This is a genomic window from Novosphingobium sp. BL-S-32, assembly GCF_056857055.1.
Genome location: NZ_CM166476.1, coordinates 581,849 through 594,096, shown reverse-complemented (window position 1 = coordinate 594,096; position 12,248 = coordinate 581,849). Strand labels below are relative to the sequence as shown.

Annotated in this window: 11 protein-coding genes; 2 read left to right on the top strand and 9 right to left on the bottom strand. The window is 65.8% G+C overall.

What is annotated here, in order from left to right; translation table 11 throughout:
- Positions 1-50: 50 nt before the first annotated feature.
- From sucD to AC1VVK_RS02780, 7 genes are all read right to left on the bottom strand, one after another.
- A complete protein-coding gene (gene sucD, locus AC1VVK_RS02810) occupies positions 51-941 on the bottom strand; it encodes a succinate--CoA ligase subunit alpha (protein ID WP_132385518.1) in 891 nt (296 codons plus the stop codon).
- A gap of 176 nt (positions 942-1,117) precedes the next feature.
- The gene (mdh, locus tag AC1VVK_RS02805) at positions 1,118-2,080 is read right to left on the bottom strand and encodes a malate dehydrogenase (protein WP_132385517.1); all 963 of its coding nucleotides are present in this window, start codon (positions 2,078-2,080) and stop codon (positions 1,118-1,120) included.
- A 460-nt stretch (positions 2,081-2,540) separates the two neighbouring features.
- Positions 2,541-2,903 (bottom strand): hypothetical protein, encoded by a 363-nt coding sequence (locus AC1VVK_RS02800; protein WP_482904291.1) that lies wholly within the window; start codon positions 2,901-2,903, stop codon positions 2,541-2,543.
- 116 nt (positions 2,904-3,019) lie between these two features.
- The gene (locus tag AC1VVK_RS02795) at positions 3,020-4,138 is read right to left on the bottom strand and encodes a cell wall hydrolase (RefSeq protein ID WP_482904290.1); all 1,119 of its coding nucleotides are present in this window, start codon (positions 4,136-4,138) and stop codon (positions 3,020-3,022) included.
- Positions 4,139-4,342: 204 nt separating this feature from the next.
- A complete protein-coding gene (locus AC1VVK_RS02790; RefSeq protein WP_482904289.1) occupies positions 4,343-6,517 on the bottom strand; it encodes a M3 family metallopeptidase in 2,175 nt (724 codons plus the stop codon).
- A gap of 314 nt (positions 6,518-6,831) precedes the next feature.
- Complete coding sequence (locus tag AC1VVK_RS02785) at positions 6,832-6,993, bottom strand: hypothetical protein (RefSeq protein ID WP_165912071.1); 162 nt, start codon at positions 6,991-6,993, stop codon at positions 6,832-6,834.
- A 134-nt stretch (positions 6,994-7,127) separates the two neighbouring features.
- Entirely contained in the window at positions 7,128-7,547 is a 420-nt protein-coding gene (locus tag AC1VVK_RS02780) for an Rrf2 family transcriptional regulator (protein ID WP_482904288.1), read from the bottom strand.
- A 93-nt stretch (positions 7,548-7,640) separates the two neighbouring features.
- On the opposite strand from AC1VVK_RS02780, the gene AC1VVK_RS02775 reads away from it, so the two are divergent.
- On the top strand, positions 7,641-8,090 hold the full coding sequence (locus AC1VVK_RS02775) for a globin domain-containing protein (protein WP_132385514.1): 450 nt from the start codon (positions 7,641-7,643) through the stop codon (positions 8,088-8,090).
- 24 nt (positions 8,091-8,114) lie between these two features.
- Here the strand turns inward: AC1VVK_RS02775 and AC1VVK_RS02770 are convergent, their stop codons facing one another.
- Positions 8,115-8,705, bottom strand: coding sequence for a septal ring lytic transglycosylase RlpA family protein (locus AC1VVK_RS02770; protein WP_482904287.1), 591 nt, complete (start codon positions 8,703-8,705; stop codon positions 8,115-8,117).
- A gap of 118 nt (positions 8,706-8,823) precedes the next feature.
- Between AC1VVK_RS02770 and AC1VVK_RS02765 the strand changes: the two genes are divergently transcribed.
- Positions 8,824-10,347, top strand: a complete 1,524-nt coding sequence (locus tag AC1VVK_RS02765; protein ID WP_482904286.1) for an ABC1 kinase family protein — start codon at positions 8,824-8,826, stop codon at positions 10,345-10,347.
- Positions 10,348-10,565: 218 nt separating this feature from the next.
- Here the strand turns inward: AC1VVK_RS02765 and AC1VVK_RS02760 are convergent, their stop codons facing one another.
- On the bottom strand, positions 10,566-12,239 hold the full coding sequence (locus AC1VVK_RS02760; RefSeq protein ID WP_482904285.1) for a M28 family metallopeptidase: 1,674 nt from the start codon (positions 12,237-12,239) through the stop codon (positions 10,566-10,568).
- Positions 12,240-12,248: the final 9 nt, after the last annotated feature.

The window sequence follows — 12,248 nt, the reverse complement described above, 5'->3', positions numbered from 1 at the left end:
TTTATAGACCCGTGGCGGCGGCAATGGGCTGCCGCCACGGGCAAAACTGGTTACGCCAGTTCCTTGAGAACCTCGACCAGCGTCTCGCCAAGCAGCGAGGGCGAGGGGGAGACGCGGATGCCCGCTTCTTCCATCGCCGCGATCTTGTCCTCGGCGCCGCCCTGGCCGCCCGACACGATCGCGCCGGCGTGGCCCATGCGGCGGCCCGGAGGCGCCGTGCGGCCGGCGATGAAGCCAACCATCGGCTTCTTGCGGCCACGCTTGGCTTCGTCCTTGAGGAACTGCGCCGCTTCTTCTTCGGCGCTGCCGCCGATTTCGCCGATCATGATGATCGACTTGGTTGCTTCGTCGGCCAGGAACAGTTCCAGGACGTCGATGAAGTTGGTGCCGTTGACCGGGTCACCGCCGATGCCGACGGCCGTGGTCTGGCCGAGGCCGGCGTTGGTGGTCTGGAACACGGCTTCATAGGTAAGCGTGCCCGAGCGCGAAACAACGCCCACCGAACCCTTGGAGAAGATGCTGCCGGGCATGATGCCGATCTTGCATTCGCCGGGGGTCAGGACGCCGGGGCAGTTCGGGCCGATCAGGCGCGACTTCGAGCCCGAGAGGGCGCGCTTCACGCGGACCATGTCGAGAACCGGGATACCCTCGGTGATCGCGACGATCAGTTCCATCTCGGCGTCGATCGCTTCGAGGATCGAATCGGCGGCGAACGGCGGCGGAACGTAGATGCAGGTGGCCGAGGCGCCCGTGGCGGCCTTGGCTTCAGCAACGGTGTTGTAGTTCGGCAGACCGATGTGGGTCGTGCCGCCCTTGCCCGGGGTCACGCCGGCGACCATCTGCGTGCCATACGCAAGGGCCTGCTCGGTGTGGAAGGTGCCGGTGGCACCGGTCATACCCTGGGTAATGACCTTGGTGTTCTTGTCGACGAGAATGGACATAGGGGAATCCTAATTCCTGTTCCTGAGGTAGGCCGAAGTGCGGCTTGGGAAGCGCCATGGCGCAAATTCTGCGAAGTGCAACCGTCCAAGTCGTAAAATCAACGGCCCTGAAAATATCCGGACCGCCCGAAGGCTCTACCGGCAGGGTGCCGGGAGCCTTCGGGCGGTCTTTCGGATCAGGCCAGCGAGCCGTCGATCGCCTTACAAGCGACCAGCAGTTCCTTGACCGCATCGATCGAGACCTGAAGACCGGCCTTCGCCTTTTCGTTCAGTTCGATTTCGATGACCTGCTCGACGCCGCCGGCGCCGATCACGACGGGCACGCCGACGTAAAGATTGTCGACGCCATACTGGCCTTCGAGGTGCGCGGCGCAGGGCAGAACGCGCTTCTGGTCGCCCAGGTACGATTCAGCCATGGCGATCGCCGAAGCGGCCGGTGCGTAGAAGGCTGAACCGGTCTTGAGCAGGGCAACCACTTCGCCGCCGCCGTTGGCGGTGCGCTTGACGATGGCGTCGATACGCTCCTGCGTGGACTTGCCCATCTTGATGAGGTCGGGAACCGGGATGCCCTTGACGGTCGAGTATTCGACCACCGGCACCATGGTGTCGCCGTGGCCGCCGAGCACGAACGAGGTCACGTCGCGGACCGAAACGCCGAATTCCCAGGCCAGGAAGGTCGAGAAGCGGGCCGAGTCCAGCACGCCGGCCATGCCGACGACCTTGTTGTGGGGCAGGCCCGAGAATTCGCGCAGCGCCCAGACCATCGCGTCGAGCGGGTTGGTGATGCAGATCACGAATGCGTCGGGTGCATTGGCGGCGATGCCTTCGCCGACCGACTTCATCACCTTGAGGTTGATGCCGAGCAGGTCGTCGCGGCTCATGCCGGGCTTGCGGGCAACACCGGCGGTGACGATGATGACGTCTGCGCCGGCGATGTCTGCATAGTCGTTGGTGCCGGTGATCTTGGCGTCGAAGCCTTCAACCGGACCGCACTGCGACAGATCGAGCGCCTTGCCCTGCGGCAGGCCTTCTGCGACGTCGAAGAGGACGATATCGCCCAGTTCCTTCTGCGCGGCGAGGTGCGCGAGGGTGCCGCCGATGTTGCCGGCGCCGATGAGGGCAATCTTCTTACGAGCCATGATGCGTGCTTGTCCTTCCCACAAGGCGGGATCGACGGACTATAAGGCGGCCTGCTTTCGTCCCGCTGAAGGCAGGTGCCGGGTTCAACGAAGGGCGCGTTACGCCCCTCGATCCGACATTGCAACCGGGAAACCGCTTTGCATCCGCATGGCGACGAAGATTTTACTGATAATAGTTCGCAATTGCAATAGGGGGGTAGGAAGCGCGGGAAACTGGGCCCGGAATCGCATCCGACCAACCGCTCGGCGCAAGAGCAACCGCGCAATTCGCAAGCCTGTGGCAGCCTTGCGTTGCCCGGATTCTCCCGCAGCAAAATGGCACTCGCAAGAACGGACGATGCGAGTCGGCGCGTCGGCAAGGCGCGTTGTCGCGATTGGGGTGGCAAGGCAAAGGGCAAACGAAAGAGGCGCGGGCCTTTCGACCCGCGCCTCTTTTATGGATTTCGATGGGGAAACGAGGTCAGGCGCCGTTGGCGATCTTGCGTGCGAGCGCTTCAGCCATTCGGCGGTCAAGCTGGCGGCAGATCGCCACCCACCAGTTGCAGGCCTTCTCGTCACCGTGGAGCCGGGCTTCCTCGGCATTGGCGCGGGCATGCCGCGCGGCGGACAGGCCGTAGACCGCGAAGTGGCGCAAGGCCTCGGTCAGCATCCGCTGGTCATGGCCGTTCTGGTTGGCGGCGGAAGGGAGGAGCGGGCCGGACGCGAAAGTGCTGCGACGTTTCGGGTCGTTGTCGTTCGCGGCGTCGAGCGGCGCCCAGGCACAGCGCATGCGCTTGATAACCGGCGTCATCCCGCCCCGTGCAGCGGAAAAGCGAATGGTCATCGTCGCAGGCCCTTTTTGTGATTGTCGTAGGGCCTTCTATTGCCACGGAGCCCGCTAAGTCTTCGTGAGGGGCTATGGTTTCCAGAGTGTTCAGATTAACTAGGGAAAGACCCTTATCAGGTGCCTGGGGCGGCGATCCATTTGCCGGAATTGGCATATTCAGGACGGATGCCCTGCGCCTCCGGCAGGCCCTGCGCGCGGTCAATGGCATCGCCGCCGCGGGCGCGCACGTCCTGCGTGTAATGCGGGGGCGGTGAAGGCGTAGAAGCGGCGTCGCTCTCGGCTGGCGGAGGCGCAGTTGGCGCCGTAGCGAAGGTGCGTTGCAGCGCGACCGGATCCAGCGCGGCATCGGCCAGGGCGCTGGCGGCGGACAAGTCGCGCGGGCGCGGCGCGGCCATCGGCTCGCCACCAAGATAGGCGAGGCGGAACGCGGCAGGCGCGCCCGCCGAACCTTCGAAGCTGTAGAACCGGTGCGCGCCGATCGTGGTGAGATAATGCAGGGTCGGCGCCCAGTAGGGATTGATCTGGATCGTATGGTAGTGCGTCGCGAGGCCCACGGGCGCGTAGACATAACCGGCCAGCGCGGCGCGGGCGACAGCGGCGGCGCGGTCCCAGAAAAAGCGCTGCGGCGCGCGGGCCAGCGACCCGTCGCAGGCGAAGGTGAACTGGCAGCCGGTCGGCCGCTCCGACCCCTGAAACACGACGCCGCACACGGTCTTGGGATAGGCGGGATGCGCAAGGCGGTTGAGCACGACTTGCGCCACCGCGCGCTGCCCGGCATCGGGCTCGGTCGCGGCCTCGTAATAGATCGCCATGGTCATGCACTGCTGCGCGCGGGCCCGGTCCAGTTCGGTGCCGGCGAAACGAAACGCGCGGGCTACCGGTCCTGACGGATCGGCGGGAAGGGCCGCGCTGCCGTCGTTCGTCTCCACGTCCGGCTCTGGTTGGAGATAATAATAAGCAGAGCCCGGGAAGCTGCTGCCGGGCTGCTCGAAGGGCATCGGCAGCACGGCGCCCTCACCACTACGGGCATCGGCGATAGTAAAGCGATCCCAATTGCCGGGTTCGGCCACGGCGGGCAGGGCGACGGCCGCCAGCGCCCCAGCCCCAAGCGCCCAGCGTCGCCGTAGCCGCCGCCGGGCATGACGTCGCCCGCCGCGCGCGAACTTCCCTGTGAAGTCGCGCGGGCGCGGCTCCATCTGGGTGAGTGCGGCAGGGAAGGAGATTTCGGTCACGCGGTCGTCCTAGCGGTTCGGCGCGGACAGCGCATGCGCGCGCTCGCGACTGTCCCGGAGCGGCACGATCTGACGGAAAAAGATGAAGGAGTGGCGAACGGGCCGTTACGCCGGCCCGTTCGCCACTCCTTCTGCGCTCAATCGAGCGCCGGCGTTTCGGCATGCAGGAGGCCGCAAAGGCCCCCTGCATGATCCCTGTCTGTCTTACTTCGCGGGCTGCGTAAGGCCGCGCGCTTCGAGCATTGGCTGCACGCTCGGGTCGTGGCCGGTGAAGTTGCGGAACATCTCGCCCAGTTCCTTCGAGTGGCCTTGGCCCAGGAACGTGGCGCGGATGTGGTCGCCATTGGCGCGGGTCATGCCGCCGTTCTGCTCCACCCAGGCCCAGCCGTCATGCGCAAGGACTTCGGTCCAGATGTACGAGTAGTAGCCCGCCGCATAGCCGTTGTCCCAGATATGGCGGAAGTACGGCGTCCGGTAGCGCGGCGGGATAAGGTCCGTCCGCAGGCCTGTCTCGGCCAGCGCCTTGGCTTCGAAAGCCATTGGCGGCAGCGCGGCGGCTTCGGGGCTCAGCGTGTGCCAACGCAAGTCGAGCATCGCGCCGGTGAGCGTTTCGCCCAGCGCAAGGCTCTGGTTGAACTTGCGCGCCGCCTTGATCTTCGTGAGCAGGTCCGCCGGCATCGGCGCGCCGGTCTGATAGTGCTTGGCGAAGTTCTGAAGCACTTGCGGCACGGTCGCGAAGTTCTCGTTGAACTGGCTGGGGAACTCCACGAAGTCCGTGGCGGTATTGCTGCCCGAGAGCGAGGCGTACTTCTGGCTGGCGAAGAAGCCGTGCAGCGCGTGGCCGAATTCGTGGAACATCGTCGTGACATCGTCCCACGTGGCGAGCGGGGGCTGCCCCTCGGCCGGCGGGTCGATGTTCAGGGTGTTGGCCACCACGGGCTTGGTCCTGTTGACGAAGGACTGGTCAACGAAGTTGTTCATCCACGCGCCGCCCTTCTTGTTGGCACGCGCGAAGGGATCGTAATAGAACAGCGCCAGCGACGAGCCGTCCTTGTCGAAGACTTCATAGACGCGCATCGTCGGGTGATAGACCGGCAGGTCGGTGCGGCGCTTGAAGGTGATCCCGTAAGTCTGCGTGGCGGCGTAGAACACGCCGTTTTCCAGCACGTTCCAGACTTCGAAGTAGGGCTTGATTGCCGTTTCATCGAGGTCGTACTTCGCCTTGCGCACCTTCTCGGCATAGTAGCTCCAGTCCCAGGGCTGGAGCGCGTCGGTCACGCCGTCGGCCTTGGCTGCTTCGGTCAGCAGCACAGCTTCGCGGTCCTGCGTGGCGCGCAGGGCGGGAACGAAGCCATTCATGAAGTCCATCGCCTTCTGCGGCGACTTGATCATGCGGTTGTACATCTGGAGCGTCGCGAAGTCCGGTTTGCCGAGCAGCTGGGCCTTCTTGGCGCGTGCCACCGCGATCTGGGTGACGATGCCGGTGGTGTCGTACTGGTCGCCCGAGGAGGTGCGATTGATGCTCGTCTCGAACACCTGCTTGCGGCTGTCGCGGTTTTCGAGCTGGGTCAGAACCGGCTGCTGCGTGAAGTTGAGAAGCGGGATCAGGTACTTGCCGGGCTTGCCCTGATCGGCGGCGCGCTTGGCGGCGGCGGCGATGTCGGAATCGCTCATGCCCTTGAGCTGGGCCGCGTTGTCGAACACCACCGCATGGGCGGCGGTACCGGCGGTCAGCGTCTGCGAGAACTTGGTCTCAAGGGTGGCGATCTCAAGGTTGATCTTCTTGAGTTCGACCTTCTGCACGGGTGAGAGCAGGGCGCCGCGATTGACGAACTTGTCGTACGTCGTGGCAAGCAGCATCGCGTCTTCGCCGGTCAGCGCCTTGCCTTCCGCGCTGTCGTGCACGGCCTTGACGCGGGCGAACAGCGCGGCGTTGAGGTAGATATCGTCGTTGAGCGCGGAGATCTGCGGGCTGACGGCGGTGTCGGCAGCGTCGAGCGTGTCATTGGTGTTGGCCGACGTGAGCTGGCTGAACACGTTGTAGACCCGGTCGAACATGCTGCCCGCGCGCTCCATGGCGACCACGGTGTTCTCGAAAGTCGGCTTGGCCGGGTTGGCGGCGATCGCCTTGATTTCGGCGCGCTTGGCGGCAATGCCGGCCTCGATCGCGGGCTGCCAGTCGGTGTCCTTGTAGAGGGGAAAGTTCGGCGCCTGGAATTGCAGCGTGCTGGGTTGGGCAAACGGCCCGGCATAGGCGGTTGCAGCGGCGGGCGCCGCGCTGGCCTTGGCATCCTTGGCAAGAGCGGTCATCGGCATGCCTCCAAGCAGGCCGGTGCCCAGCACGAGGGGGGCAGCAGCGGCCATGAGCCGGGTCTTCATCGGTCATTTCTCCTGGCGGCGGCAACCCTGAAAGATGTGCCGGCATCCGGGGGAGCGTTTGCGTGAAGCCGGCTCCCCTGGCGCCGGTGAGGGCGCCGCAGGTGGTGGAAGCCATGGGTTGAAGCGCAGAAATCCGCCACAGGCAAGCGCTCACACGCACCATTCCGGCGCATTGCGCAAGCGGGCTTACGGGCTTTCGTTATCGCCAAGCGCAATGACGCCGGAGCGCAACCATGTTACGCTCCGGCGCCTCGACGGTCGCGCCATGCCTCTGTGAAGAGGCGAGTTTGCCGGCGGGGGGATTTCCGGCCCGGTCAGTTCGACCGGAAGCGACCGTTCGACCAGATCTGCATGGGTTGCTCGCGGCCTTCGTCGTGTGCGCGCACGCGATCCTCAAGCTGGCGATCGAAGATCAACGAGCCGGTGCGGCGGGCAAAGCGGCTGCGGCGGTAAGGAAGTTCGGCCCCAATGTTCATAATGTATCTCCTCTCACGCCCAGCAACGCCGAAGCGGCGACTAGGTTCCCACTTTGGGACAGCGAATCCGAGGAAGGAGTCAGGTCAAAAGAGTTAGGTCAAGGAAATCAGGCCACCAGATTCTGGGCTCGGATTCAGGTCGCAGAAAACAGCGCCAGTGGCAGGCGCGTACCCGCGGCGGCGTCGGCCAGCGTGGAGCGGTCCAGTTCGGCCAGAAACGCGCCCACGGCATTCCGCAGCAGGCCGGTGAGCCCGCAGGCCCCCTTGAGCAGGCAATTGTCGCAATCGGCCGGTTGCAGGTTGGGCTCGGTCAGGCGCACGACTTCGCCCAGTGTGATGTCGCTCGCCGGGCGGCCGAGGCGAAAGCCGCCGCCGCGCCCGCGCACCGTCTCCAGCAAGCCCGCGTTCCCCAACAGGTTCACCACCTTCATCGCATGATTGCGCGAGATCTCGTGCGCTTCAGCCACTTGCGCGATCGAGAGCAGGTGATCCCGGTCCATGGCGGCGTGAAGCAGGATGCGCAGGGCGTAATCGGTGTGCGCAGTCAGGCGCAATCGCGGTCTCCGTAAATTGATGCTTCTGGTTTACATCTTTTTCAATCGACGTATAGATGCATTCAGGTTGCATCTTTAAAAGGACGACTCGACATGACTGCTCCTCTCGGCGAACGGACCGTCGCCATCGTCAAGGCCACCGCGCCGGCGCTTCAGGAACATGGCGTGGAGATCACCACGCGTATGTACGAACGGCTTTTCGTGAATGAGGAGGTGCGGGCGATGTTCGACCAGGCTGCACAGCAGTCGGGCGAGCAGCCGCGCCGGCTTGCCGCTGCGATCCTTGGCTATGCGCAGAATGTCGACAAGTTGCAGAAGCTGGATGGCGCCGTGGCCCGCATGGTCCATCGCCACGTCGAGACCGGGGTGAAGGCAGAGCACTACCCGCTCGTGGCCGAAGCGCTGCTCCCCGCGATCCGTGACGTGCTGGGCGATGCCGCCACCGACGAAGTGCTCGCCGCTTGGGGAGAGGCATATTGGTTCCTCGCCAATCTTCTGATCGGCAAGGAAGAGGAAGCTTACGCCGAGCGCGAGATGGCGTGACCGCCCTCGCGGTCGAGCCGGTCCTCAGCGCGTGCCGACGCCGCGATCGAACTGGGATTGCAGGTTCGCCAGCGTCGTCGGACTGACCGGCGGGAGTTCCTGCGCCGCCTTGCCCTTGCGCAGGGCGGCGCGGTCTTTTTCCGGGGGCTCGACCACGCGCACGCGGACGGCCGCCTTGCCCTTGCCGCGAATGCCAAGAGCTTCTGCGGCGCCGCGTGACAGGTCTATCACCCGGGCGCTCTCGCCATAGGGGCCGCGGTCGTTGACGCGCACCACGATGCGGCGGCCGGTGTCGAGCGAGGTCACTTCGACGTAGCTCGGCAGTGGCAGCGTCTTGTGTGCGGCCGTGATCCAGTCGGGACGGAAGCGCTCGCCATTGGCGACCTTGTTGCCGGATTCGTTGCCGTACCACGTGGCGTAGCCGAGCACGTCGTAATCGGGCTGGGTCGCGGGCGAATAGGTGACGCCGCGCACTTTGTAGGGCGCGCCGACGCGCACCGGAACGTCGCTGACCGCGCGGAACTTTGTCCCGCCGCCGCAGGCCGATAGCGCCATGGCCAGCGTGACTGTCAATGCGAATGCGGGCCTCCGCGCGCCCGTTAAACTGCCGCTCATTTGAAATTCCTAGCTTTATGGGCGTCGCCGTGTCCAATCGTTCCGGCGCTGACTGCGGGCGGGTCGCCGGAACCGGGGCCGCGTCCGGCAGGTTGTCCACGGCTGAAGGAGTGCGCGCATGTTCAAGTCGATCGCGGTGGCCACGCGCGACCGGGGGCGGATGGCCGAAGTCTCTGCCGTGATTGCGCGTTTCGGGCTGGAATCACTGGCGGTCCGGCTGGGGCTGGGTGAGAGCGACAGCCGCGAGGGCGTGGAAGCCCGCGACCTGCCGACACGCACGCGCCGCGCGCTGGAGGCGCTGGGGCCGACTTACGTCAAGCTCGGCCAGATCCTCGCCACCCGGCGGGATCTGCTGCCTGACCCGTGGATCGCCGCCTTCGAGCAACTGCAGAGCGATGCCCCGCGCCTGCCGTTCGAGCAGTTGCGCGCCGAAGTGGAAGCCGCACTGGGCGAAACGCCCGAAACCGCCTTCGCCGCCTACGATACCGAACCGCTGGCGGCGGCCTCGATCGCGCAAGTCCACCGCGCCCGGTTGCAGGACGGCACTGAGGTCGTGGTCAAGATCCGCCGCCCCGGCATTCGCGCCCGGATGGAGGCGGACCTCCGGCTCATGCGCCACCTCGCGGCATTGGCCGAGGCGCGGAGCGGCGCAGTGCGGCGGATGCGGCCGACGGCGATGATCGAGCAACTGGGCCGCGAGATCCTCGACGAGCTGGATTTCGCCAACGAAGGCCGCAACGCAGACCTGCTGCGCGCCGATCTCGCCTCGCTGGAACATGTCATCGTGCCCCGCATCCACTGGGAATGGACCGGCGAGCAAGTGCTCGTCATGGACTATGTCGAGGGCATTCCGCCGCGCGACCCGGCCGCACTCAAAGCCGCCGGGATCGATCCTTCGCGCATCGCCTTGCTGGGGGCGGAACTGGTACTGGAGATGGTGCTGGTCAACGGGCGCTTCCACGCCGATCCGCATCCCGGCAACCTGCTGTGCATACCGCCGAAACAACCGGGAGACGATGGGCTGGCCTTGCTGGACCTTGGCTCGGTCGGTTTCGTCAGCCCGCGAAGACAGCACGAATTCCTGACTTTCATTCTCGCCCTGCGCAGCGGTGATCCGCGCGGCGTGGCCGACATGCTGGTGGCATGGTCCGAAGGGGGTGATATCCCGCGCGAGACGTTGCTGCGGGCCTCCGAGCGCCTCGTCTCGCGGCATGGCACCGGCAAGCTCGTGCTCAATGCGATGGTGGCGGATTTCTTCCCGCTGCTGCGGCAGGAGGGGCTGGTGTTGCCGCCCGACCTTGTGCTGATCTTCAAGGCGATGGTGACGATGGACGGCGTGCTGGCGGGCATCGCCCCGGACTTCGACCTTTCGGATGCGCTGGGCCGGATGCGCGGCAAGCTCGTCGCCTCGCGGCTGTCGCGGCTGACCGAGCCGGATAAGCTGGAAGCCGCGCTGCTGGAATTCTCCCGCGTGGCCGAAGAGGCGCCCCGTTTCCTGCGCGCCGCTGCCGCGAGGATGGAAGCGCCCGTCTCTCAGGCCCGCGACGAGAGCGCGGCCAGAGCCATCAAGCTGGCTGGATGGCTGGTAGGCGGCGCGGTGGTGTTTCACGCGCTTGCCGCCTTGTTGATCCACTGGGCCTGAACCAGCGCCCGCCGTCCGTAGTCCGTAGTCCGTCGTTCCTCCACCGTCGTTCGTCATTGCGAGCGGAGCGAAGCAATCCAGAGCGGTTTGGGCCTGCTCTGGATTGCCGCGCGTCTTCGCCGCTCGCAATGACGAGGGTGGGAAAACGGTGGGCGATAATCAAGTGTGGCCCGTGTAGCCCCCTTAGGTCGCCGCCCACTGTGTTAAGGGCGAGGCGCTTACTTGCGCGCCGCTTCTGACTTGTCGCGTGCTGCCTTGAATTCCGAACCCGGCTTCCACTGCGGCCACCGGGACGAATTGGCGAGGTCGGTACCGATCGTGCGGATCAGTTCGATATCCTGCACCGCGCCGTCCATGTTCCAGTCCGGCGACCACATGTCGCAGGCCTGATGGTAGCACTGGCCGGTATAGGCATCGATCCATGCCTGACCCGCCTTGACGCCACCTTCCTTGAGGTCCGCCGCGCCGGCGATGCCCATCAGCAGCATCACCGGCACGCCGCGCTTGGCGAAGGAGAAATGGTCGGCCCGGTAGAACAGCCCACGCTCGGGCAGGCCCTCGGGTGTCACGCGGCGGCCTTGTGCAGCGGCGACGCGGGCCATGTCGTCCTCCAGCGTATCCTGACCCTTGCCGATCAGCGTGACGTCGTTCGCGGCGCCTGCCGTCTGGAGCACATCGATGGCGAGGTTGGCGACCGTCTTCTCCATCGGGAACACCGGATTGGCAGCGTAGAATTCGGAGCCGAGCAGCCCGCGCTCCTCCGCCGTCCACGCGGCGAAAACGACCGAGCGCTGCGGCGGCGTTTCCGCCTTCATGACGCGGGCGATGTCGAAGAGCGCGGCGATGCCGATCCCGTCGTCATTGGCGCCCGCGCGGTAGATGCGGCCCTGCGCGTCCGGAGCGCCCTTGCCATAAGCGTCCCAGTGGGCGCCGAACATTACCACTTCGTCCTTGCGCGTGGTGCCGGGGATCTGGGCCAGCACGTTGTGGCTCATGACCTGTTCGTGGTTCACCTGCACATCGGCATCGAACGCTACGCCCTTGAGTTCCACGGGCTTGAAGTCGGCCCGCCGGGCGGCGGTGGAGAGTTTTGCAAGGTCCAGTCCGGCCGAAGCGAACAGTCGGGTTGCCGCATCGCCCGAGAGCCAGCCTTGCAGGGCCAGGCTGGTGAGCTTGCCCGGCGTGCGTACGATGTCGTAATTCTCGCCGCCCGGGCTGGTGACGACGTTCCAGCCATAGCCAGCAGCTTCGGTCTCGTGGACGATCAGCGCGCCGATCGCGCCTTGCCGCGCGGCTTCCTCGAACTTGTAGGTCCAGCGGCCGTAATAGGTCATCGTCCGGCCGCCGAACTTGCCCGCGACCGGCTCGCCGCTGGAGGTGTGGAAATCGGGATCGTTGATGAGGAAGACCACGACCTTGCCTTTGAGGTCGGCGCCCTTGAAATCATCCCAGCCGCGTTCGGGCGCGTTCACGCCGTACCCGACGAAGACCACCGGCGCGCCGGCGATCCGTGCCGTGTCGTCCGGGCGCACGGTGGAGATGTAGATGTCTTTCGCCACCTCGACCGGCATCGTGCCCTTGGGACTGGTAAAGGCAAGCGTTCGCGGCGCTCCCAGCCGGGTGTGCAGCAGCGGCACCTTCTGCACCCACTGTCCGTCAGGCCCTGCGGGCTGGAGGCCGAGATCCTGGAAGCGCGCGATCAGGTAGCCGATGGTCCGCTCCTCGCCCACGGTGCCGGGCGCGCGGCCCTCGAACGTGTCGGAGGAGAGCGTCTTCACGTCGGCAACGATCCGCGTGGGATCGATGGCGTCCTTGGCGAGGGCAGGGTGCGAGGCGGCGGCGAGCAGGGCTGCGACCAGAATGGGGATGCGCGGGGGGGATATCGTGTTCATGCCTCACGC